The sequence below is a fragment of the Curtobacterium sp. BRD11 genome, assembly GCF_031844345.1.
Lineage (GTDB): Bacteria > Actinomycetota > Actinomycetes > Actinomycetales > Microbacteriaceae > Curtobacterium.
The window spans coordinates 142,362-166,500 of the sequence record NZ_JAUZUZ010000008.1 but is presented as its reverse complement, the minus strand read 5'-3'; the positions used below and the strand labels follow the sequence as shown (position 1 = coordinate 166,500).

General features: G+C 59.8%; 18 protein-coding genes. 8 read left to right on the top strand and 10 right to left on the bottom strand.

Annotation, left to right across the window (positions count from 1 at the left end):
- The first annotated feature begins 200 nt into the window (after nt 1-200).
- The 4 genes from Q9R28_RS16840 (at nt 201) to Q9R28_RS15925 (ending at nt 5,112) form a co-directional block, all read left to right on the top strand.
- Nucleotides 201-572 carry a putative glycolipid-binding domain-containing protein gene (locus Q9R28_RS16840; RefSeq protein WP_396137172.1) on the top strand — a complete coding sequence of 124 codons (372 nt, stop codon included), beginning with the start codon at nt 201-203 and terminating at the stop codon, nt 570-572.
- Between the two features lie 42 nt (nt 573-614).
- A complete protein-coding gene (locus tag Q9R28_RS15935) occupies nt 615-1,130 on the top strand; it encodes a hypothetical protein (protein ID WP_311206591.1) in 516 nt (171 codons plus the stop codon).
- A gap of 104 nt (nt 1,131-1,234) precedes the next feature.
- Nucleotides 1,235-3,178, top strand: coding sequence for an AAA family ATPase (locus Q9R28_RS15930; RefSeq protein WP_311206588.1), 1,944 nt, complete (start codon nt 1,235-1,237; stop codon nt 3,176-3,178).
- The gene (locus Q9R28_RS15925; protein ID WP_311206587.1) at nt 3,175-5,112 is read left to right on the top strand and encodes an ATP-dependent helicase; all 1,938 of its coding nucleotides are present in this window, start codon (nt 3,175-3,177) and stop codon (nt 5,110-5,112) included. Before Q9R28_RS15930 ends, Q9R28_RS15925 begins: the two co-directional genes overlap by 4 nt.
- A gap of 336 nt (nt 5,113-5,448) precedes the next feature.
- Here Q9R28_RS15925 and Q9R28_RS15920 read toward each other — a convergent pair whose 3' ends face one another.
- Nucleotides 5,449-9,468 carry a helix-turn-helix domain-containing protein gene (locus Q9R28_RS15920; protein ID WP_311206586.1) on the bottom strand — a complete coding sequence of 1,340 codons (4,020 nt, stop codon included), beginning with the start codon at nt 9,466-9,468 and terminating at the stop codon, nt 5,449-5,451.
- A 798-nt stretch (nt 9,469-10,266) separates the two neighbouring features.
- On the opposite strand from Q9R28_RS15920, the gene Q9R28_RS15915 reads away from it, so the two are divergent.
- From Q9R28_RS15915 to Q9R28_RS15905, 3 genes are all read left to right on the top strand, one after another.
- Nucleotides 10,267-11,205, top strand: coding sequence for a hypothetical protein (locus tag Q9R28_RS15915; protein WP_311206585.1), 939 nt, complete (start codon nt 10,267-10,269; stop codon nt 11,203-11,205).
- 1,025 nt (nt 11,206-12,230) lie between these two features.
- Nucleotides 12,231-13,316, top strand: coding sequence for a glycosyltransferase family 2 protein (locus Q9R28_RS15910; RefSeq protein WP_311206584.1), 1,086 nt, complete (start codon nt 12,231-12,233; stop codon nt 13,314-13,316).
- A gap of 16 nt (nt 13,317-13,332) precedes the next feature.
- The gene (locus Q9R28_RS15905; protein WP_311206583.1) at nt 13,333-14,538 is read left to right on the top strand and encodes an MFS transporter; all 1,206 of its coding nucleotides are present in this window, start codon (nt 13,333-13,335) and stop codon (nt 14,536-14,538) included.
- Here Q9R28_RS15905 and Q9R28_RS15900 read toward each other — a convergent pair.
- A complete protein-coding gene (locus Q9R28_RS15900; protein ID WP_311206582.1) occupies nt 14,524-15,651 on the bottom strand; it encodes an SDR family NAD(P)-dependent oxidoreductase in 1,128 nt (375 codons plus the stop codon). The genes Q9R28_RS15905 and Q9R28_RS15900 overlap by 15 nt on opposite strands.
- Nucleotides 15,648-16,472 (bottom strand): SDR family oxidoreductase, encoded by an 825-nt coding sequence (locus tag Q9R28_RS15895; RefSeq protein ID WP_311206581.1) that lies wholly within the window; start codon nt 16,470-16,472, stop codon nt 15,648-15,650. Before Q9R28_RS15895 ends, Q9R28_RS15900 begins: the two co-directional genes overlap by 4 nt.
- Nucleotides 16,473-16,543: 71 nt before the next feature.
- On the opposite strand from Q9R28_RS15895, the gene Q9R28_RS15890 reads away from it, so the two are divergent.
- A complete protein-coding gene (locus Q9R28_RS15890) occupies nt 16,544-17,527 on the top strand; it encodes a Gfo/Idh/MocA family oxidoreductase (protein ID WP_311206580.1) in 984 nt (327 codons plus the stop codon).
- Between the two features lie 12 nt (nt 17,528-17,539).
- Here the strand turns inward: Q9R28_RS15890 and Q9R28_RS16835 are convergent, their stop codons facing one another.
- The 7 genes from Q9R28_RS16835 to Q9R28_RS15860 are packed head-to-tail and all read right to left on the bottom strand — an operon-like array spanning nt 17,540 to nt 24,138.
- The gene (locus Q9R28_RS16835; protein ID WP_396137171.1) at nt 17,540-18,427 is read right to left on the bottom strand and encodes a glycosyltransferase family 2 protein; all 888 of its coding nucleotides are present in this window, start codon (nt 18,425-18,427) and stop codon (nt 17,540-17,542) included.
- Complete coding sequence (locus Q9R28_RS15885) at nt 18,427-20,385, bottom strand: carbamoyltransferase C-terminal domain-containing protein (protein ID WP_311206579.1); 1,959 nt, start codon at nt 20,383-20,385, stop codon at nt 18,427-18,429. Before Q9R28_RS15885 ends, Q9R28_RS16835 begins: the two co-directional genes overlap by 1 nt.
- Nucleotides 20,386-20,390: 5 nt before the next feature.
- Nucleotides 20,391-20,999: an SIS domain-containing protein gene (locus tag Q9R28_RS15880; protein ID WP_311206578.1), complete on the bottom strand. Its 609-nt coding sequence runs from the start codon at nt 20,997-20,999 to the stop codon at nt 20,391-20,393.
- A 19-nt stretch (nt 21,000-21,018) separates the two neighbouring features.
- Nucleotides 21,019-21,609: an HAD-IIIA family hydrolase gene (locus Q9R28_RS15875; RefSeq protein WP_311206577.1), complete on the bottom strand. Its 591-nt coding sequence runs from the start codon at nt 21,607-21,609 to the stop codon at nt 21,019-21,021.
- Nucleotides 21,597-22,550: a hypothetical protein gene (locus Q9R28_RS15870; RefSeq protein ID WP_311206576.1), complete on the bottom strand. Its 954-nt coding sequence runs from the start codon at nt 22,548-22,550 to the stop codon at nt 21,597-21,599. Before Q9R28_RS15870 ends, Q9R28_RS15875 begins: the two co-directional genes overlap by 13 nt.
- Complete coding sequence (locus Q9R28_RS15865) at nt 22,547-23,209, bottom strand: transaldolase family protein (protein ID WP_311206575.1); 663 nt, start codon at nt 23,207-23,209, stop codon at nt 22,547-22,549. Before Q9R28_RS15865 ends, Q9R28_RS15870 begins: the two co-directional genes overlap by 4 nt.
- A complete protein-coding gene (locus Q9R28_RS15860) occupies nt 23,209-24,138 on the bottom strand; it encodes an NAD-dependent epimerase/dehydratase family protein (protein ID WP_311206574.1) in 930 nt (309 codons plus the stop codon). The genes Q9R28_RS15865 and Q9R28_RS15860 overlap by 1 nt, the downstream gene beginning before the upstream one ends.
- Nucleotide 24,139: the final 1 nt, after the last annotated feature.

Genomic DNA, 24,139 nt, shown 5'->3' with positions numbered 1-24,139 from the left:
CGTCGTGGGGCCCCCCCCCCCCCCCCCGCCCCGGTACGCCTCGTCCTGAGCACGGCACATCCGTTATCGAAGCCGTCTCAGCAGCCGATAGCTCATCGGACGCGAGCCCGCAGCGGACAGACGCTTCAGCCATTGCTCCGCGCGAATAACGTGAAGCGCTTCGAGGTTGGATCTTGGGGAGGGGGTGCCAGTCCTGAGTGATGACCAAGCCGCACTACTCATGGCAGTCGGCGGAAGGCAATCGCGTCGACCATGCCATCCCGCAGATGAAGGCCGATGGAATGCGGGCAATCGGAACCGCGACAGCAGCTGACTACGTCTTGGCCTGGAACCTCGACGCGAGCGACCGCTGGCTGACGCGGGAACTCAGGGTCCAGGTCGAGTCCTTCGACTGGTCACGGTCGCTCACTCTGCAACGGCACGCCAGCGGTGCCTGGTCGTCCGCTGTCTCCGCCACCGGCTCGCCGGACCTTCCGGCGGCGAATGTACTCGAGGACGTTCCGCGACCAGCCGTGCACGGCCGTTTGGCCGGCGCACCAGTCGCGGAGGTCGTGGTAATCAAGCCGGTCTAAGAGGACGGTGATGTGACCCCACGGCAGTTGTCCAACAGCCTGTTGGACGATCGCATCCGCCGAGACACGTCGAGCTTCGACCGCCGCAAGCTGCGGCACAGGGATCTTCTCAGTGTCATATGCCGGATGACAGCGGTCGACGTGGTGGCTTCTCTCGACATCGATGACACTGGCGCGCTCCTCGAGCTTTCAAGGTCAGAGATCGTGGCCCTTCTCGAGTTCGGCCGCCTGTGGGGCTATGACGCTGGGGCTGGCAATCGCATCCCCACGTGGCAACTCGTTCGGGACTCATCCTTCGAGCCGGTTCGACTGCTGGGCAGCTCGCTAAGTGCTGTCGTCGCCGCCATCCCGCCGAGCGCAAGCCCGGGCCTCGTGAGACGTCTGATGACCACCGAGGATCCGTCGCTAGCGTCCTGGGCCGAAGCCGCGTTGACGCCAGCGGAGTGGGTCGCGCGGGGACACTCCCACTGGCCGGTGGTGGCCATCCTCCTGCGGTATCTCACGGGGTCCAGTGACTTCGCGAATCCGCTCCTTTGGGACAGCGACCTGATCCGCTAACCACAGGCGGCTGTCCAGTCGGACGCAACCGACCGCGTACGCGGGTGGGCGCCAGACTCGGCCGTAGGCTAACCTCCGGTAAACATTGAGGGGGCCGCATGTTTGTGGAGTCGATCGAGTTGCGCAACTTCCGGAGCTTTGGCCCGGTGGCGGAGACAATTCGCCTAGAGCCATCGCTCACCGCCTTCATCGGGGCGAACGGATCGGGCAAGACCGCTGTCTGCGAAGCGTTCCGAAGGCTCTTCGGGGTATCGAACGATGAACGCACGATCCGCGCCGAGGACTTCCACGTCGCTCCTGACGACGACCCGGATCCTTCGACTCGGAGCTTGTCCATCGAGGCTGTTGTCGCTATGCCGGAACTCAACGACGGGCCGGACGCGTCAGCGTCAGTCCCTGATTTCTACGCTCATCTTGCCGCGAGGGAAGACGGCGAGCTTCGGCTGCGGGTACGTCTGCAGGCCACCTGGGCAGCAGACGGCACCATCGATGGCTCGGTCGAGACCACCGTCAGCGCGATCACCACGATGGCTCAGGACCCCGAACCTGACCAAATCAAGCCGTTCCCTGCGGCCGAGCGTGCGCGCATCCAGTTTGTCTATGTGCCAGCCTCCCGCGACGGCGCCCGGCACGTCACCGCCTTCTTGCGCGGGCGTCTATGGCGCGCTGCTCGCTGGTCAGAGAAACTCGGCACGCTCGTAGAGGAAAACGCCGAACAGATCGGGGATCTGTTCCACAAGGAACGTGCCACACAAGTCGTCGAGGGAGCGTTCAAGGAACGGTGGCAGGAGTTGCACGGGTCCGGGATGCATGCCGTCCCTCGCTTCCAGCCGCTGTCACCCGAAGTCGCCGAACTGCTGCGCGAGGCAGAGCTGACGTTAGAGCCAGATCACACGAAGCAGTCGCAGGCCGCCAGCGCACTCAGCGATGGACAGCGATCCCTTCTCCATCTCGCGCTGACGACCGCGTCGCTCGACATCGAGCAGCAAATCATTGACGAAGGCGACGCTTCCGGTTTCGATCCGGAGGCTGCGCTTCTGCCTGCCTTGACGTTGCTCGCTGTAGAGGAACCGGAGAACAACCTGTCTCCATTCTACCTTTCCCGAATTATCAAGCAAATCATTGAACTTGGCGGCACCAACAGGGTACAAGCCTTATTGTCGAGTCACTCCGCAAGCGCGATGCAACGAGTCGAGCCGTCCTTCGTCCGCCACTTCCGCATGAGCCCGGTCAGCCAAGCGACAACGGTTCGCCCACTCACCCTGCCTTCCGATGGGACGGCGACTTCGACCTACGTCCGTGAAGCGGTGCGAGCGCACCCCGAGCTGTACTTTGCACGCTTCGTGGTCCTTGGGGAGGGTGACTCAGAGGAAGTCGTACTTCCCCGCGTCGCCACTTCCCGAGGCGTCGATCTTGATCCCTCGTTTGTGGCGATGGTCCCCCTAGGAGGTCGACACACTCACCACTTCTGGAGGCTTCTCACAGACCTTGGGATTCCTTTCGCGACACTTCTCGACCTTGACTGGGGGCGCAGCGGGGGCGGGGGTGGTCGAATCAGGACCGCGGTCCGCAACCTTGAGGCAGTCGGCGTGCCCGCACTCGCTGCGGTACCCAACGCCACGACCGTAGAATCCATCAAGGACGACATGGACGTTGAAGACCTTGGCGTAGCGATGGGTGCACTACAGCAGTACGGGGTGTTCTTCTCGACACCTCTTGATCTGGACATGGCAATGATGCTGGCGTTCAGGCAGCAGTACGAGAAGGCAGCTGGCAGCCGTGGACCCGATCCCCGCGACGCCTATGCGGCCGTGCTGCACAGCGGCGGCCATCCACAGGCCGTCGAGTTCTGGAAGCCCGCCTCGGAACCCGCCAAGACTCAGAAGGCGAATGACCTCCGCTGGTACCGACACTTGTTCGGAACCCGCTCGAAGCCCGCGACGCACTTGAGCGCGATGAATCTTCTCGACGACGACGCCCTCAAAGCAGCGCCGCCGGAACTTTTAGCCCTCATTGACTTCATGCAGGCGAGGATCGGCGCATCGTGAATGATCAGCACCTCTGCTTCCCCGGTCGATTTGTAGCCCCTGAAGCCTGGCAACCACTCGGCGTCGAGTCGCTCGAACCGGCCGCTCGCGATGCTGTGAGGCATGAAGGTAATTCGGCGGTCGTCGCCGGGCCAGGCGCCGGGAAAACAGAATTCCTGGCGCAACGTGCCGCGTTTCTGTTCCAGACAGGTCTTTGTCGAGCACCACAGCGCGTTCTCGCAATTTCATACAAGCGGGACTCCGCCACAAACCTCGCGCGGAGAGTGTCGTCGCGATTACCTGAGTACTCCAATAGGTTCGTGTCGCTAACTTTCGACGCGTTCGCCAAAGGACTAGTCGACCGTTTCGGAGCCGCGTTGCCCAAGCCGTGGCGCATTGGGCAAAAAGGCTATGAGATCTCCCTGTGGACCGCGAGCGAGGTCGGGGACTGGGCCGCAGACGCCTTTTCGAACGAAACGGCTTCTCTTCAGTATCAAATGCGATCCATCGTCGACCGAAGGCGATTCTTGCACGACATCGTGGGCACCTACCAGTTGCCCAACGATCCAACCGGGACGCTCACCGATCTGCGGCTCTACGCGGACATGCGCTGGTGGCACGACCAGTATTTGACCGGCTCGACCAAGCGGGTCGATTTCGTGATGCTGAATCGCCTTGCCGAGTTGCTTGTTCGAAGCAATCCTCAGGTCCGTAATGCGATCCGTGCCACCTACCCCTTCGTGTTTGTCGACGAGTTCCAAGACACGACCGCCGCTCAGATCACCTTCTTGGACGCCCTTTTCGGAGGACCCGGCGTGACCACGACAGCGGTGGGCGACGGCAAGCAGCGCATCATGCAGTTCGCCGGCGCAATCAAGGACGCCCTCGCGAAATACGAATCGGACTTCGAAGCGCGGCGTTTCGACCTCTCCTGGAATTTCCGATCGTCCGAACCCCTCGTTGCGGCGCAGCACGTCGTCGGCACTGTCATCGACGCCCAGCTCGAGCGCGCAGAATCGAAGATTTTGACCAGTTCGGAAGTCGAGCCGTTGTCAATCTGGACGTACCCATCGGCAAGCGTCGAAGCCGCACACCTGGCGCACGCGGTCGCCAAAGACATACGCGAGAACGGTCGTCGACCTTCCGATACTGTGCTGCTTGTCCGACAGAAGGCCGCTGTGTTCGAGCCCGCTCTAGCTGCGGCCTTCTCCGCGGAAGGACTCCGGATCCGCAACGACGACACTATCTACGGGAAGATGCGCCTTCAGGACTTGCTGAAGCACGATCTGAATCGCCTCCTGATTAGCGTGCTCAGCCTCGCGTGCACGCCACCCCCGCTTCCCGATGAGTGGCTCACCGCCTATGAACTCGTCGGCCGCGTTGCTGGAGCCGACCGCGGACGCACTGCAGACCGACGCACCGCCGACGAGTTGGGACGCTTCGTGCGGTGGCTGCACGCCTGGCTCGCATCTAACGGCATAGCAACGACGTCAGCGGATGCCGTGGTTCGGGCCGCTCGAAACGTAGTGGACGACGATCGAGCCGCTGCGTTCGTCTTCGGACAGAACGCCGGAGACGAGGTCGAGGTCATCCTGGAGGCGCTGACCGCCCGTGTCCAGGCGATTCGGTCGGACTGTGGATCTTGGTCAGAGCTAGTTGCTCGAATCGCCGACGAGGACGCCGTACCCCTGATGACCATCCACCGCAGTAAGGGGCTTGAGTTCCACACCGTCGTGCTGCTTGGTCTAGACGATGACCAGTGGTGGGCGTATGCAAAGGATCCCGGCGAGGCCACGTCGACGTTCTTCGTGGCGCTCTCTCGGGCAGCTGGCCGAGTCATCTTCACCAGGACCGATGAGCACCCTGCGACCAGGAAGATACGAGGGCTCTACGAGTTGCTCGACACTGCTGGCGCGACCTACCGACGCTTCGACTCGATCGATGATGAGGCTTGATCAGGGGCGCGCTCTGCCATAACGCGCAACGGACGAGAAGGGCGAACCGAGGCGGGGCTACGGGCGGTCCCGTGGCCTCCGAGTCTGGACTCGCAGACTTGGCCGTCAGAGGGCGACGCCGGGCTGGCTCGGCGGCAGTTTGGCCCGACCGTACTGCGTCGATAGTCTGCGTGGCGACGTCCCGAATTATAGAAATTATAGATGGTTTCGTCGCGAGGCCGACCCGTCGATTGCGATCGAACTCACCGTGCACTACGACGCGCAGGGGAACTCGTTCTTCGTTCACGGTCACGAAGCCCGCCGCGTTCCGGCCTTGAGCAGCCCTGGATGCCACCTTCACCATCTGCGCGGGTCCTCGAAATCTTCATCCTGCTGTCGGTCCTGCTCTGCGTTACGTTCGCTCGCGGCCGCGATGCGTAGGTAAAACTGACGAGATGGCGATCCGTCTGCAAATGAGGTAGCCAGTTCTTGAGCTCGAGAGGCACGACCGAGGTCAACGCCGAAGTCGCCAATACTGCGGGAACGCATGCCGAACATGGTGGCAGCGTAAAGGGCGCCGGCGATCCTCCCCTCGGCGTCCCGACTCACCGCTCGCGCTGCGTCAAGAAGCTCAGCCGCGAACGCAGGCTGTTGCATTCCATATTCCTGTGGCGCTTCGTCCAGCGCTGCTGCTGCAGCTCGGATTGCTGCATCCGTTCCGTCGCGGACAAGCGAGAGCACAAGCTGCTGAATCTCATCGTCCCAAGGACCCGCAACGAGCGCGAACAGCTTCGGTGCCCACCATGAACTGATCCCGCGCGGGACCTTGCTCATCCAGGTCGCAAGGTCCCGAACGAGCACCGGGTAGTTCGGAGCCGCGCGGAAGTTAGGACCTTCGTCCCAGTGGTACGGGAGGGCCTGGTACCCCTTCTCGCGGTCGATAGCTTTCTCGACACGGCTGCGCAGCATGCGGAGAACTTCCTCCTCGCGTCCGGTGACTGCGAGCGTAAGCAGCTTTTGCACCGAGTAGTCGCTGATGTCCGGGGTAGCGCCAAGCTTATTGATTAGCATGGCCTGTGTTGGCGCGGGTAGATGGTCCCAATGTATGTTTTCCGCGCCGTACGCAAGCAGCTGAGCAACGACGTGAGCAACCGATTTGAAAACGTCAACTTTTGCATTAGCGACGATCTCGAACGCGAGTGTCTCTGAATCCGAGCCGTACCAACGAATGCCTGAGACGAGAGCAAGCTCAGTGTCTTCATCCGACAACGCGAGGAGCCGGTGGACGAGATCGAGTTCCAGTTCAGACGCTTGTCCGCCATGATCACCACAGACCGAGCCCGCCACGATGGAACTCCACCGGACGTCCTTTGCGAGGAGGGCGTCTGCCGCAGCAAGCCCCCGGTCAGGCTGAGACTTGAGAAGGTGGCCGAGCGCAGGGAGGACGAGTGAGCGCCACGCAAGGTCATCCGGATCGTGCTCGATGGCATCCCCGAGGATGACGCTTGCGAGAGTCCCGCGCTCGTCACAGAGCAGGGTAATGAAGTAACCGGGCAGGACAAAGTGTCCCTGCTCGGCTATCTCGGCCCGTATCGCTTCCAGGATCGCTTGGACTACTTCCTCGTCACTCCCCTGCTTCGCTAGCAGTGCATGCGCTGTCGCCGCGATCTTCTTCTCGCTCGCGGCGATGGTGTAGCGACCCTCTTCTTCATCGTCCTCATCAACCGCCCAGCCCGATCGGAGAAGACGGATTACTTGAATGTCGAGGTCAACCTTGAAGGTTGAGCGGAGGTCTCTGGCACGGGAGCGGGTTGCGCCCTCCCCATAGGTCGCGTGCCAAGACAAGGCCCGGAAGGCCGCGAGTCGTGTCCCTGCGCTTACCGCAGAATCATTCATCGTCCTCCCAAGAACATCTGAAACCAGCGCGAATTCGTCATCAATCTCTGCCCCAGCACCCTGCAAAGCATGCTCGAGCACCTTGATAGCCGCCGCCGCTACAGCCGGATGCTCACGCAGTTGACCCCTCACGATGCTGATGACAGCGGAACGGATCGAGAGGACGTCTTCAATGGGGACGCGGAAGCGTGTGAAGGTCATCGTCAGGGACCCCTCAAATCCCTCTGACATTCCCTCGCGGTCCAACGCCGGCATCAGCAGCCCGATCAACGTCGCGCGCTCGGCTGGACTGGTGCCTTCTTCATCCAGCCAGCTTGCGATAGTTTTCACATACAGGTCAGTGAGGGCGTAGCGCTTTTCGAGGTCGAAGGCGCCAAGCTCACGCAGCAGCCGAAGCCCGTGCTCAGGATTCTGATTCTCGGGACGGCCATCCTGTTTGCCGATTTGCCACAGCAAGCGCATCGCACGAGGAAGACGCTCGAAGTCAGCAGAGTTCCTAATCAAGCGAGTGAGGGCCCGCTCCACCTGTGCCGGCCCAGTCGACGTATCGTGGTCGAAGAAGTCGGCATAGGGCGACTGCTCGACGGGCGCAGGATTAGCGAGGATCTGCTCGGCAAGTTCGAGTGCCAGTGCAGGCCGGGTCCCCGCAACGTACTCCAGGTCGTGGGCCAACGCGATGCGTTCATTGCTACTCGCCGCAAGAGCGACACTTGTAATCGCCGTCCAGAGGTCTTCGGCTAGGTCCAGATCGGCTCTGTCCTGACGAGCTACCCACTCGGCGATCGCAACGTTGCGCAGGGCATTGCGTAGTGGAGCATTGGTCGCCGCAGCGGCTAGCGATTTCGAGTAGCCGGTGGAGCGACCAGAAGCGGTGACAAGGCTCTGTTCGAGGAGGGCGTCACCCAGCATGTCTGGGACGACCCGGACCGACTCGCCCCGACGAAGAAGTAGTCCGGCGAACTCGAGCCCGTCGATGGCGCGCGCGATTTCATGTTGTGGCGAGTTGAGCAGGCTCGCTAATGTCTCAATGAAATGCGAATCGTCGGTTCGAATGGGCTGGATGGCCGCAATGGCTTCGAGAAGGGGCTGCGAAGCTATGGAACCGCCATCTCCGATCAAGGAAGTTGCGTAGAGGTCGAGGACCTGGACTCGGAGTTCCTGGCTCGTTCCCATGCTCTCGGGGTTCAACCGCCCTTCTCGGATGAGATGCGAGCCGATGACGATCAAAAGGGGGCAGTCGCGACCGTTCAGGGCGAGAGCGCGCACGGTTCGAGAACTGGTTTCGGGTCCGAGCGCCGCCGTCGCGAGTGCACGAGCAGCGTCGATCGACAGAGGTGGCAGATCAATTCGTGGCAGATCTTGCCAGAGGAAACCCCTGCCGACAGCTCCGCGTATGCGTTCCTCGTGGTGCGGGCGGAAACCCAGAATGATCTGGGCGTCGGAACGTGCGCGGACGATTCCGTCGAGGAGCGCCCGGAGGTCGCTGTCTCGGTCACCTGCGTCGTCCACGATCACGGTCGGTGAACTGGGTAGTGCTTCCATGTCCTGAGATGAGATGGGTCCCCGTGCGGCAAAAACCACGTTGTGAGAGGCCGAGCGTCGCGCCAGCTCAGTGAGGAGGCGGGTCTTGCCGCTGCCCGGTCCGCCCGTGAGGACAATGATCTGCCGTCCCTCGTCGGCGAAGGTCGTGAGCGCTTGCAGCTCGTCATCTCGACCGACCAGGTCAAAGTCGCGTTCATACCCTGCTCGACCCGCGAGGAAGGGTTCGTTGGCAGATTCGGACAACCACGGTGACGGCGCTTGGATTCCGAGGAAAGGGGCCCGGTAGCCCGGGAAGTAGCTGTCCACGAGTTGCAATTTTTGATCGTCGCGGAGACCCCTGACGGCCTTGGAAAGGTCTTCGCCATCCTCCAGAACCCACTCGCTGTAGGCGGCTGCCCTTGCTCGCGCTGCCGGCGTGGCTAGGGGACGGCTCAGTGCGATGACACCCCGATCGATCTGCTCGTTCGATGCAGCGTCCTCAATGGCGGCCTGAACGGCGGCGGCTCCGAAGTCTCGGTGCCGCTTGCACTGGACTCCTATGGTGAGTTCGGGCAAACGTACAATCACGTCGACCCCACCCTGAGCGTAGCCCGAGTCCCCGTTCCGCGACACGCTGGCCTGAGGGTAGCGATACGCCCACAGGTCCCGGCAGAACCTCTCGAAGGTTGCGTCAGACAGCTGGTCGAATGGAAGCACGGGCAAGAGCGGCGTCACCGGCGGACCAGATGGCTGCTCGTAACCTCCGGCCACGAGCAGATCTTCGGCTGCGAGCCCGAGGACATCTGCGAGCCGTTCGATCTTGGATCTGCGGGGGCGGCCAGCATCTCGCTCCCAAGTGCTTACCGCTTGTTGACCCACCTCAACCCTTCGCGCCAGCTCCGTTTGCTCTAGTCCCAGTCGCTCGCGGGTTTCGCGGATCAACTCACCGAGGGTGCCCATGTCCCGAAGGTACACACGCGGTGACGCGTACGACACTGTCACGCACGCGGTTCGACGGTCTCCTTCGAAACCGAAAGTGCAAGCCCAGCGTCGAGACTAGTGATGCTGAAGGACGTTGGCTCGGAACGCAATGCATCCGGGATCAGCCCATCGTGAGTTCCTGGATGCGGTCAGCACGGAACTTGAACACGAACGTCTCGTCCCCAGTGAAGCCGCTACCGCTCACGCGAATCCACACGATGGTTGCCGTGGCGGTGTTCTTTACGGAGACACTCGATGCGATTGTGGGTGCCGATGTGCTCCTGATCGCTCCACCGCGTGATGTCGGCCGCTCCAGTGAAGCGCCGCCCCCAGTTGACGCGACGACGTGACTTGACTCGACGTCGTTTAACGCGGAGGTAGTCGCCCAAAGCGGCACGGGGCGACCGGCTAACGGCTTCGCGTCCGCAGACGCGTCCGTCAGCGTGCACGTCGACTGCTGGTGACCGCCGACGCGGGCACGCGTTCCGGCGACAGGTTCGGACGCGTGCGAGGTGACCGCGCGCAAAAGATGCCCTCCCGGACGAGACATGCTCAACACCCAATTGGTTGGTGGGCCGAGCATCATCGGAATAAGAGACGTGCGGAGGTTCGACCCGAGCATCATTGGATAGCGCGACCAAAGTACGCACTCCCGCCGCGGTCGCCTATCCGATTCGGATCAAGACCCGCGAACAAAGTACGCACCACCTGGGACAGTACTCGGTTTTCACATGCTTGGCCATTCACTTCGCGGCATTCTTCGTTTATTGTGCGGTCATGAGTGACATCCGTTCCACCCGGCCTCGCTTCTCGTCGACGGGGGCTGGCCGCCCGCGCGCGCGGGCTGGCGCGGGTCGGAATGTCGCGCGCGACCGCCGAGCAGCGGATCTGATTCGGCGAGACGCGATCGACCTGGCTGCCAGTCAGGAGGGGCTCATGACCCTTGTGCAGCTCTCCCGCGCGCATGGTCGTTCAGCCGCCCAGCTGGGTACATACGCGATGGTCCGCCGAGCTGAGCTGCTCCCAGTACTGGACACCGTGTGGGTACACGCAGCAACGGGTCGGCTTCCCGGTTGGGACCAGCCGCTCGAAGCGCAAGCACGCTGGCTCGCCTTGGACCCGTCACTGCGGCTTCAGCAGCGGGTTCAGCAGGCACGAAGCACCTCTTTGCCGATCCCAGTGATCGGCGGCAATGCGGCGTATCGGCACTGGGGGTTCGGCGAGGTGCCGTGGAAGGCCGAACTGTATGTGCCGGCGGAGAGCGACCTCCTCATCTCCGATGACGAGGTCGATGTGGTAGTCGAGACGATCGACCGCGTCGACGTCCGGTGGGAAGGCTCGTTTCCGTACCTGGCTCCAGAAGCGACCCTGGCTCGTGCGTTCGAGGCGTCCGGTGATCTCGACGGTGTCGCGACCGACCTCCGGGATGCGATGTGGCGACTGTTCCCGTTGCGGCCGGAGCTGCTCTCGTACCACCTGCGGGTAGTCGCGGAGCGAAACGGGTGGGAGGACGATTGCTGGAACGGGAAGATCCTCTACATGCGCCTGATGTCCATGGCGGGTGGATGGCCGGACCAGCCTGCGCGGCCTCACTCAACGGTCTGGTGGGACGACGCGGCTCACATCCGCCGCGTCCAGCGGACACATCCGGACTGGCTGCACGGTCCCGCTCTCCGTCCTTGGTACGACGAGTGTCGGAACGAGCCTCGTGAGTGACGGCTTGGTTGCACGCTTGGCGTGCCCGACGGTGCCACGCAGCCGCGCTCATGCTGCGTCAAGCACGCATCGCACCCTTTGTTGCGACGCACGCATCCCGAAGCTAGCTCAGTCCGTGCTCATTCCTTGATGGCGCAGCGCGGGGTCGAACTCGCAATGGTCAGCCGCGGGCGGTGGCGTCAAGCGAGTACGGCCCGACCGGTACCCCTCAGTCGATTGACCTCTGTCGCAGATCGCCATAATGCTGGGGGGGGGGCCCGACACCGGCTGGCGTGGGCTGGGCAATCTCCACGATCGGTGACCTCGCATACCGGACAACATGATCCGATGTGCTTTGATTTCTCGCCGGACTCGTCGCCGACACTGCCGCACGATCAGGCTCGCTGCGATCGGTACGACGTTCTCATGGGCGCTCGCCAGACCACGCGTCACATTGGCGTTCGACGCTTGCTCGACGCCGATTCTATAAGCGAAACCTAGACTCACGACGAGCCTTCTTACGGAACGGCCGGCCACCCCAGAGGGGGTAGCCGGCCGTCATCATCGGCGCCGCTTACGCCGGCGTTTACACGCTCGAGTCGTCGCTGGTTACGCCACCGTCTTTATCCGCGCCGCTGCTTCGCATCGAGGGTCCGGCCGCTGGCTCGACTCAGCGAGCGCTGGTTCCTCTGCTACCGCGCGATCCATAGGCATGGCGCGCGTGGGCGTCCGCAAGGCGCAGCAACGACCCCACTTACGGGACGGGCTTCTGGCGCAGACGCCTACTTCATAGCGCACGAAGCGACAGGCGCGAGAAGGATGCCAGGGCCAGATTCGATGGAACATTGGGCTGCTCCGACCCGACCGGTCAACATGCCACGCAACCGCCATAGACAAGGCGTACTTCTCGGGCGACCGGACCACCGCCATGGACAACTCGCAACCGACTGTCAGCGTCACCCTCGAATGAATACACGACACAACGTAGCCGAAGCAGGCGATCATTGTCTAAGATGAAACAGTGTCGAGCCCCAAAGGGAGTCAAAATGACATCTGTTACGGTCATCATACCAACCTACGATAGCGCCGAATTTCTGCGCGAAGCGCTGCAAAGCCTCGAACGCCAGGGACTCGATCGATCTCAGCTCGAGGTGATCGTTGTCGACGACGGGTCACTTGATCACACCGAGGAAGTCGTACAATACTTCTCCTCACTCATTTCCACGTATACGAAGATCGAACATACAGGAAGCTGTGGTCACGCTCGAAACGTGGGTCTTGACGCAGCCTCGGGAGAATTCCTCTTTTTCCTGGACGCCGACGATCTGCTTGCCCCAGGCGCACTTCCCGACCTAATCAGCGCCGCGCGCAGACACAATACCGACATAGTGATCCCGCGAATGGTGGCAGAAGGCGGCAGATCAGCACCGAGTGGAATGTTCTCTCATGATAGCCACAATAAAGACTTCCTCGAGTCAGGAGCATGGAACAACTTCGGCGCCTGGAAGCTTTTCCGGAGAAGTTTCCTCGAACATAACGCGATCAGGTTCTGCGACGACATGATATTTAGCGAAGATCAAATATTCGTTGCGCAAGCCTACTTCCGCGGAGCCGCAGTGTCCATCCTTACAGACAGGCCGTATTACATTTTCCGATGGCGACCGGATAACGGAAACACCACGGCGAGGAGGCAAACTCTCGAAGACAAAAGAAAGGTCGTTACGAGACTCGTCGAGCTAATCGGCAGACATGAGGGTCCCGGAGAGAGACGCGACCAGCTTATGCGGCGTCCTTTTTCTTGGACTCTGCCGCGAGGTCTACAGCATCAAATGATCACCGCCGATAAGTTGACGCGCGATGTCGAACTCGATGCAATCTCGCACAAGTTACACCCGTTCTACACGGAAGGTATTTGGGCCCAGTCTTCTATGCTGGCTCGCATCAAGCTAAATTTGCTGTTTGCAGGGGACTATCACACGCTCGAGGAATTGGCAGAGATAGAAGTCGCGATGCTCGAGGTTGACAATCGGAGAATTTCCTATGACCAAGAAGGCGGCGACCTGATGTGGATTCCAAAACGAATTCGAGCAGCAGGAGCTTGGGGTCGCACCTCATCAATTCCTTTGCCATAGGTCAAAGGAGACGCTATTGAACAATCGATCCTTCTGGCTAGTGTTCGGCGAATGTGCCAGCGTGCTCGGCAACGCTGCAACCTCTCTAGCGATCCCCGTTGTAGCCGCCGGCTACCTCAAGCTCCCCGCGAGCGAACTCGCGTTTCTCTCCTCCGCATCCTGGATACCGTGGCTATTCGCCATCGCGGTTGCGCACGCAAGTCGTCGGTGGAGCGCACGCTTGATCCTTACCGTGGCCAACGCAATGTCGGCGCTGGCTCTATTCACCACGGCACTGCTTGTGGAGAACGGAAGATCTTCGTTCTACTCCCTCGCAGCGGCCTCCTTGATGCTGGGCGCATCGACTGTCGCTTATAAAGCCGCGTTCCCTAGACTCGTCCGCGACTCATTCAGGCCAGAACGAATTGCGGCACTGAATCGTGCATTATTCGGCGGTGCTGCTGTCGCACAAGCTACGGCGTTAGTCGCCGGGCCTTTCGTTTTGATAATCGGCGAACCGTGGATTTTATTCACGATCGACGCGAGCACTTTTGTAGTAGCGCTCGTGATTATCTGGGCCGTGTGTAAACCGCATCCGCAAATTGCCAGGAGCATCGGTGTAGAACCATGGGGTGTTAAAGCTAGCATCCTGGAAGTAAACAGAAGGAGTGTGTTGCTCAGACTGACTGGGTACACCGCCCTCACCAACATGTGCATTGGGGGATACTCGTCGCTAGCAGTAACATTGTTTAGTCCGACTAGCTCCGCAGGCGGGTCAGTCGAGGACAATGCATGGCTTGCTGTCGCACAAATCGGAAGCGCCTTGGGAGGTTTCCTCTATTCGCTCTTTGTCAAAGTCTTAGACACTCGCCTGTCTAACGAACGAATCTACGCGATCTGTGGCGTCTTGATACTCGTCCTCCCGCTAGCAACAGCGGGAGCCAACTCGCTGTTCGCGTTCCTGGCGTTCTTCGGAAGCGGAGTCTTCTCCGCAAATCTGACCGTCAGGAAGGCGATTTACTTGTCGCGGGAGATCCCGGCCCCGAAGATCACGCATGTGTCGGCCATCACGCAGCTGACGACAAACGGCGCGTACTTGGTGGGTACGTTACTGGCCGCGGCCTTCGCTACGATAATTGAGGCACGGGTCATCATCGCGGTGTCCAGTGCAGCGCTGACGGTCATCTCGCTCTGCTACGCCATAACCGACCGCCGGGCCGGGCGAAGTTCATCGACGCTCTGAGCGACGAGTGACGCCTGTTGAGACCATCGCCCGTTCAGCTTGCTGCAATTGCGAGGCATCGAAACGTTGCTGCAGGAACCAACTCACATATTCTCTTACCGTGTCAGTGAAGGAATGACTCCGGGTCCAGCCTAACGCCAGAATGGAACCGCTGTCACTAATCATATTCCTAGGATCCCCGAGTCGGAACTCGCCGGTAACCTCGGGACGACCAGCGTATCCGAACGCCGAGACGATCTCGTTCGCGAGGTCCGCAACTGTGGTGGTCGGATCGCCGCCCACGTTATGCACCTCATGTTCTTCGCTTCGGCGTTCCGCCATCATCACATTTGCACTAGCAACATCCCTCACGTCAACAAAGTCACACAGCTGGCGGCCGTCCTCGTAAAGTTTCGGCGGCCGTCCAGCGACCATCGCAAGCATCGCACGGCGGGCCAGCCCTGAGTATGCATTGTGGACCGAGTTCCGGGTACCCAGCACGTGGGTGTAGCGAAGCCCTACCGTGCCGATTCCGAGCCTGTTGCCCAGCGCGCGCGCCAGATGCTCCTTCGCCAGCTTTGACACTCCGTAAGCTGTGTTGGGAGCACTACACGAAGCGACATCCATCAGCAAGGGCGAAGCTTCTGCACCGCAAGAGGGACATTGGTGATCCCACTGACCGCGAGAAAGCTGCGAGAAGCTGCGTGGGACGGGCCAGAAATCGTGCCCGTTTGGACAACGATAATGGCCTTCGCCGCACGCCGCTTGCGATGACGCGTAGACGATACGCTGTAACGGGAAATCAGACCGACTCGATTCCGCAATGCGGAAGATGCGGGCCATGGACTCGGTGTTAGTGTGGATGAAAGAGTCGAAATCTGGTTGATGGTCCTGATAGGCGGCCAGGTGAATCACCACCTCAATCCCCTCCATGCACGACTGCAGCTCCTCTGCATCCGTCACATCCGCCTGTACGAACTTCGCACCGGGGTTGAGCCATTCTGGGACACCTAGGGGATGCACTCGTGTTTGCAAACTATCCATCGCAGTCACACTGTGCCCCCGCTCCACGAGCAAGTCAACAGTGTGTGACCCGATGAAGCCAGCAGCTCCTGTCACAAGAACGTTCGTCACTGATCGCACTCCTTCTGCAGTTCATCTAGTAGGTGCTCATCAACCCGTCGCAACGTGTACCAAGGCTCAGACGTGGCCCAAAATTCATCGCAAGGCCAATCATCGTGGACGGCGCTTATCAAACGTCCGGTGATCGAGAGCTGCTCGGAGAGCAGCTTCTCTATTAAAGCTACCGGTGCGTCGAACGCCCGCGAAGATGCAGCCGCTCGGGACGCGGCATCCGCCATTCGGGTTGGCATGAGGCCCGGCGCAACGGCGTTCACCTTAATATCATAATTCCTCAGTTCGTGGGCTACGCATTCGGTAAGCCGCACGACTGCTGCCTTGGATGTTGCATAAGAGGACCAGGCATCTCGCACCGAGGTTGCTCCTCCTCCGGAGAGCGTAACGATGCGACCAAACCTCGCGTCCATCATGCGCTGAGCCGCTGCGCGCAGGCACAAAAATGTGCCCATCAAGTTCGTTGCGATTACTCGTTCCCACTCAGCAAGCGACGTCTCCCAAAATGGTCTCGGAGTCGGCGCGATGGCCGCACAAATTACGACGCCATGCAATTGGCGGGCACCAGGTACGAGGTCGAAGAAACGTTCGACGCTAGTTTCGGAAGCGACATCTATCTGAGAGACTGAAAGACGGCGCTGCCCCATACCGATCCCTCCCGCAATTCGGATGGCGTCTGCTCCTTCTTGCGAACGTACGCCAACAAGAACGTCATAGCCGTGCGCCAGAAGGGTCCGGGACAGACGAAGGCCCAATCCGGATCCTCCTCCAACGACCAATACCAAGGGGCGGTGTTGCGCCGAGCTGAGCATCTCATCCATAAACTATCCAATCAGAAAACCAGTGATACGCTGTGATTCTAGGGTATGCCTATACGTGAAAGGTGCGACTGATGCGCGTGGCGATATTGGGTTGCGGATTGATCGGACAACGACGAGGACATGTCGCTCGACAGCTGGGCGACGAAGTAGTCGCCGTTTACGACACAAACGGTGAACGTCGCAACACAGCTGGTGCCTTCTTCGACGCGCAGCCTGCTCCCTCTACGACCGCCCTGCTGGAGTCAGCAGCGGATTCGGTGGTCATCGCCACCACTCACGTCGATCTTGCCTCTCTTACTAGGCTCGCGCTGTTGGCCGGCAAACATGTGTTCGTTGAAAAGCCAGGAGCGCTAAGCGCTCATGACCTCTCGTTGAATGCGACCATGGCAAGCCAACTCAATCTCGCGCTGCAAGTGGGTTATACACATCAGCATCATGGCCATGTCGCTGCCGGGCTAGCGAGGGTTAGCAGCGGCGAATTTGGCAGAATATTGAGCATCAGAGGGTTCATGGGAAATGGCGGCAGGCCGGGTCTTGGTGGTGAATGGCGGGCAAATCCAGCTCTGTCAGGCGGGGGAGCCAGTACTGATCTTCTCGTTCATTTGATCGAGCTCACGTCGCACCTACTCCCTCAACCTGATACCTACTATCTTAGTACAGCAACGACCTATTGGAATTTCAACTCTAAAGGCGAGAGTGCTGACGATAACGCGTCTCTTGTAATGGTCGACAAATCGGGAGCTGTTGCGAATCTGGCGGCGAGTTGGACTGAGTGGGCAAACTCTTTCACGTTTGTCATCAACTGCGAAACTCACACACTGCGAATCAACGGCCTCGGGGGCGACAAATACGGAGAAACGTCGCTAACCTTGGTTGCACAAGCTTGGGATGGGAAGAGGCCTCCAGAGCAACTACTTGATTCGACGGAATATGCGAACCGGGACCCGTGGGCGGCCGAATGGCAGTCGTTCAAGAACCTTGTGAATCAGCCTGCCGGTCCGGATGGCGGTCGGCTCAACAGGGCGATCACCACTCTGACCCTCCTGAAGCAATAGACAGATATTCGATCAGGATTCTGCCAAGTAAGCGCCGGCATAATCGAAATCGCAACACAAGGGAGAGCTAGGTCGACCAAAGAGACTCTCAACCGAAAGCTCATAGTAGTCGAACTCTAGTCCGTCGTCCGTCTCAGCTTGAATGGCGTGGAGTCGACGGAACTCTCGAACAGCTGAACGAATGTCTTGCGCCCCCTCGAGGACCGGGTGGGATTCACAGATCTCTTCGTAAGATAAGGCCATGGCCTCCTGACGTGAGCGATCCGCGGTCGCTGCCATTGTCATACTTGCTTTCGAGGCTACGTTTCGGCCATAACCCATGGTCACGACGCCGGTGAACGAAGGTTCGTGCCCGTCTCTGAGCAAGTTCAACCAGGCATCCCAGTCCTCCAGCTCTGTTCGCCGCTGGTCAAAGCTGACCCAACGTCCCGACGACACAGCTGCCGAACTAGGTGGGATCACGTTTGTACTCTGCAGCGCGCTGAAGACGTTTGGCCAGCCAAAACCCGCCGTGGTGAGCGCTGCTCGTCCGTTCCCGTATGTGACAACCCGTGAACCGCTCCAGGCGAACCCTTTCGCTTCGGGAGAGGACAAAGCGTCAGACACTCGGGCGAGGTGATGAGGACACCACACGTCGTCGTCGTCGAGGAATGCTACTGGCGCAGAGCCCGCCTCGTCCAGCCCTATGTTACGTGCCCCTGCAAGCCCGACTCCTCCCGTCACCAACACGGAGAGTCGGGCTACCTCCTCCAACTCCGGGCAGGCGTAACGAAGATCGCGGCCGGACGCACGTCTGTCATCAACCAACACCAAGTTTGGTGCGCTGCTCTGCCTTAGTACGCTGCGCACTGCATACTTCAAGTGCTCGCCACCTACCGTGGGCAGTACGACAGAAAACATCACTTGATCCAACCCCCGCTGAAGACAGGCCTTCCGTTTCCATCGAGGTAGCGCCGCTTTCCCAACCGTCTTTCAATGTCGGCGCGGAAGGCTTCGTCTCTCGCGAATCTTTGTCTCACTGTTCGCCGAATGTGCTCATGCGATTCGAGGGAACCTGGCCTCCGCCCATGGAGTTCAGGTAGGTAAAGCCAGGCCATAAGGTCGGTCATCGACAGCGACGGATACCCATTGGCGATCAGGAGAGCCTCTTTCTCTTTTGTCGACAGCTCCACAAATGGCGCAAAATCTCTCGCGAGTGGCGCAGTTGGAGCTTCAGGGCCGCGACGGAGTTCCAGGCGCAGAGACCCAACATAAAGAACACCGATCCCTCTCGAGAGGCAGAACGCGATTGCCTCCTGCGGTGTGTCGACGATCGGCTCGTCCTTGTCATTCATCGACGTATTCGCAACGATGGGCATTCCCTCAAGCGCGTCGAAGTGACGAAGTAGGTCGGCGAGCTGTGAGTTGGTACTTTCGGAAACGGACTGCACCCTAGCAGAACTGTCGAGGTGCGAGACGCCGGCCAATTCAGCAACGCGCTCCGGCCGAATACTGACAGTTTCGAGCATGTATGGAGTGTTCACCTGGGACTCAAAGAACCGCACCATCTCCGACTCAAGGGCCACAGGAGAGACTGGGCGCCACCATTCACGTCGCTTGATCTCATTCATACGATCCTTCGTAGCGACGGTACGTGGGTCCCCCAGAATACTTCTGTTACCGAGCGCCCTCGGCCCTATCTCGCTTCGCCCCTGGAACCACCCAATGACATCTTTCTTCAGGTCAGAGACGACGTCGTCCATGGTCCAGGCCCGCGAGGATGAGATGAAGTTCACCCAGTCCGAAAGATCGGGCTCCGGATGTTCTCGTCCTAAGTAGGCTCCGGGGAACAAGAAGTCGGGCCAGTCTCCTTGCGGGTGACACCAGCCGAGCAGTCCGAGCCCATAGGCCTGTCCAACATCACTAACACACGGAGGTGCCTGCAACTTAGCAAAAGAGAACTCTCTGCGCAGCTCTGTGTTTGTTGGACAGTTCAAAGCATAGCCACCGGCAAGCGCCAACCGAGCTTCCGAGGGCTGAATCTGCGAAAGTTCAAGAAGTCTGATGATATCTCGGCGCAAGACGATGCGGCCCAGCTCTTCCACCTGCTTCATGACAGCACTGGCTAGATTGTCCTCCGGGCTGAAAGCGGGATCAGAGTCTTGAAGCGTCGCTCGCGCCGCAAGCACCAATTCCGCGAGAATCGCAGCGTCGCGCCCGGGAGAAGCGCCGAAGAAAGTGGCTTCGCGGAAAGTTGCCAGATCGGGCGTAGGCATCCAAGCGGTGCAGGCTGAGGCGAGTGCCATGAGAGTACCCTCGCGTCGACCGAACACGTGGACAGCTTCTGAATAAATCGGCGCCGGCGACTCTATAGGAACGACATGGAGTTCACCATTATCGATCCAGCATCCCGCGTACCAGTTCTGATGTTCACCTCCGTCGAGCACCAAGTCTGGCGTGTCATCCACGGCCAGGCCGATAAGCTTCCCGCCCATATTCAGGTAGTGGGTGTCACTGAAGATGGCCGTAGCCAGATGACTGAGTGAGTGCAGAGGAAGATCGAAACCCTTCCACGGAGCGAAAGGCTCGATGCTTTGCAGGCTAGGCGTGCCCCAACACCCTTGGATGTCGCCCCAATCGAGGTCACAGTCGGCGAGGAGATTTGAAACAAAAAGACGAAGGCTTTCATCATCACGGAAAGCAACGCCGTGACCCTTCATGCCGCTCAACCGCTCAAATTCCCAGTGAGCTTTGAGTTCAAGAGTTTCGCCGTCCCATTTCCACAGCGAGACGTTATGGTCATGTCGGGGCCATGCTTCGAGCGCCGCAGCAAGACCGGGGTCGCTCACGTATACGGAAAGGTAATATCCGTCCTTCATGCCTATCATCGGCTCTGACCCACCCGTGACTCCCAGGTCAATGCCTGTGCTTTCAGCGCAGGATGCCCCACTATGAGATGGGAAACAAGGACCTGAAGACTCTCCGTCAGTAACGTCACCAGATCAGCTGCAACAGGCGGAGTCTTCAAAACCAACCGACTTGCCTGAGCCGCGTATCCTCCGCCCGGGCCGACAATTCCCGAGACAGTCGCTCCCCTTACCTGAGCCAGTTCGATGGCGCGGACAAGGTTCATGCTAAGGTTCTCTTCGCGATTACCCCCTCCAACCGAGAAAACGAATAGCAGATCTGCCTGGTCAATTCCGCTTCCAGCAAGCCAGTCAGCATATGCGTGCTCCCAACCGTCGTCATTCGCCCTAGCCGTGAGTTCGGCCACGTTGTCAGTCGCGTTGAACGCTTGGACATGACAAAGTTTACGCAAGTCGGATACAAAATGCGTCGCGTTCGCTGCGCCACCGCCATTTCCGATAACGAAAACGCGGCCGCCGGTGCCGCGGACGACTTCGAAAGTCCGCACAATCTCCTCAAGCCGAGATTTGTCGACGATAGCGATCGCTTCCATCGCACCACGGACGTAATCATCGATGTATGTCACTATTTCCTCCGATAGCTTCTCAACGACTAAAGACTCGCTTGCCGAGTTCTGCAAATGCTGTAGATATAACGTCGGGAACAATTCCACGGCTTGCCAACAATGAAAGTAGATCTAACTTCGGATTCGCGAGGAGGCCTGTGGAACAGCCGGCCGCCTGCCCGGCCTGAACGTCAGTGAAGCCATCCCCAATCATCCAGGAACTCGACGGCCGGGCGCGGTAGAAACTCATTGCCTGCAGCAAAAGCCCCGGTGCTGGTTTTCTACATTTGCACCTTACGGCGAACTCACGAAGAACGCCCTCCGGGTGATGAAAACAGTAGAAGGACGCCCCTAGATAAGCTTCCTCCTCACCGAGCAAAGACCGCATCCGCGCATCAATTTCTTGAACTCTAGACGGACTAATTTGGCCCCTCGCGACTCCCGGCTGATTCGAAGCAATGGCAATGGGTATACTTTTTGCGTTGCATTGCCGGACAAAATCTGACACGCCGGGCAACAAACGGACATCGTCTAACCGCTTAGCACTGTCGAGAACGCCGTGATCTTCATCTACAACCATGGCTATGAGAACACCATCTCGATCCAGAACTATCAGGTCTATCTCGCGCATTCGACCGGCTCCTCGAGACGCAACGTGCCCATCCGGATCGAAGCTCCGGCTGCCAGGTTGTCATCATCCCGCGCGATTGCATCAATGGAATCTGGTTCGCCGACGAATAGGATGTATCCACCTCCACCCGCGCCCACCAGCTTGTGCGCATATGCGCCAACCGATCTACCACGGGCGCAGATCGCCTCCATGGACCCCACCAAGGGCGAGCGAAGAAGCTTCAACTCATTATGCGTCTCGACAACCTCGGCAAAAGCCGGCAAATCCCTCGCAATCAGTGCAGTTCTTGCCGGAGCCACGAGTTTCTTCAATTCCCGAAGCTCCATCACGCGGTTTTGCAGGGCGCGCGTGCGCTGTGACTTCAACTCAAGTTCTGCGGACCGCGTGACCCCCGTTGGTATAAGAACACAGCGCTCCGCCAGCCAGTGCTGCAGCTCGACATCGTCGGGAAGCGACCTTCGGAGAACTTCCCCGTCACTGCGCAGCTCGAACGATTGAAGTCCGCCGTAGCTAGCGGCCCAGGTATCCTGCACTCCAGCTTCTCCGTCGGACAAAGCAAACTCAGCGGCTGACGCCATTTTGGCTATCTCACGGCGATCAAACGGTTCTCCTTCGAAGAAGCGAGCGAGCGCCGCGAGTCCGACCAGAAGTGCCCCTGAACCGCCCAATCCACTGCCCGAGCGTACGTCGCTTCGTACCGTTACCCGGAGATGCTTCGGTCGCCGGCGCCTCCACAGAAGGTCGAGCGCACGAGCCACGAACGGGTCCCCGTCGTCCTCAAGGTTGGAACTACTCGAATCGATCTCGACTGCTACGCCTGCGTCGAGCCCTCCGGTGAGGAGTTCCCCCCCGTGATCTGCTACGAACCATGGAAGATCAGATCCGCCTCCCGCGATGGGCAACCTCAAAGGTACTCGAACTCGCCACGCGCCCTCATTCATGCGGACTCACGTGCCTTACGGAATTCGCCCACGACCTCAAGGGTACGAGGGTCCAACAGCGCCTTGTCCATCATCGACTCCGGGACCGTGACTATGTGTGCACCCGCCCGAAGCCAACTTGAGATGTTCCCCGGGTGACGAACAGACGCAGCAATCATTTCCACGCCAGCGACTTCGACGTCAAGGAGACGCCTCGTGTTCGAAATCGTCTCGGTTGCGTCGATATCGCGATCGAGTAGCCGACCCGCGAAGATCGATACGTACCTTGCCCCCGCTTTCGCCGCCAGGAGGGCCTGCAGGGGGCTGAAGACTGCTGTCGCATTCACCTTGATCCCCTCGGATGCAAGATCCTTGATCAAAGCCAGCGCGCCACGCGTGTCATGGTCGGACATTGCTACTGGGACCTTGATTACTACGTTAGAACCCAGTTGATGATATGCACGGGCTTGCTCGACAACGACGCGAGGGTCCTCGCTAAGTACCTCGATTGACACTGGCGCCAAGGGCGCGACCTCAAGGAGAGCTACGTACGTTGCGTCCCAATCCGTCCGGGCAGTTCCGCGCGCGAGAATAGAGGGGTTCGAGGTCAGCCCATCGACTGCACCCACTCCGTACCAACGAGCAAACTCGGTCGGACTCGCGGAGTCAAGAAAAAGCATTATGCCTCCAGGGGCGCGAGTTGATCACGGGCTTCCGCGATGCACTTTCTGACTCCAAGTGCGAGGTCGATGGTGGGATGCCACCCCAATGCTTTCGCCCGCTCGATATCGGCAATAGTCAACGGAGCTTCGGGGATCGTAGTCGGGACATACTGGGGGCGCGCGTCGGAGGACATCTCGTCGCGCACGAGATTTAGTATCTCGTCAACGGAGACAGCTTTGCCGGTACCTAGATTGAACGTTTGCCCGGATGTACGGTTGTCTTCCAGGCAAAGGAGGTGGAAGGAGTTGACGTCGTCTACGTGGATGAAGTCCCGAGCGACGGATCCATCCCCATAGATCACCGGAGTTTCCTCGCGCAAGATCGCGCCAATGAAACTTGCGATCACCGGGCCGCGCACCCGACGGTAGTCGTGCCCGGCACCGTAAACGTTGAAGTATCTCAGTGTCGTAACCGCGATACCCGCGGCCGGCGCCAAGCTCTGCACCACGGAAGCTCCGCATTGTTTTGTGAACGCGTAAACGGTTTGAGGAGCGTTCTCGCTCTCGGGGGTAGGACGGAGGGACGTTCCTTCGTAAACCGCTGAAGTCTCAGCTTGGATCAAGCGATGAACACCTGTTCGACGCATCGCGTCGAACACACGGAACGTCCCGAGAGCATTCGTGCTGATCGCGCGCGCTGGATTCTCCTGGCAGTCGGGAACTGCGCTGTAAGCCGCAAGATGGAATACGGCTTCGGCACCAGCGAGCGCGTCGTCCAGATCATCTTGTGCGATGTCGAGTTGTTTGAACCTCACGCGAGAATCAACTCTGGACAAGAGCCCTCCCGAAAGATCATCGATTCCGACGACGTCGTGACCCTCCTCAAGAAGTAGCCGCGAGAGGTTACTACCGATCAAACCAGCGACACCTGTGATAACAATCCTCATC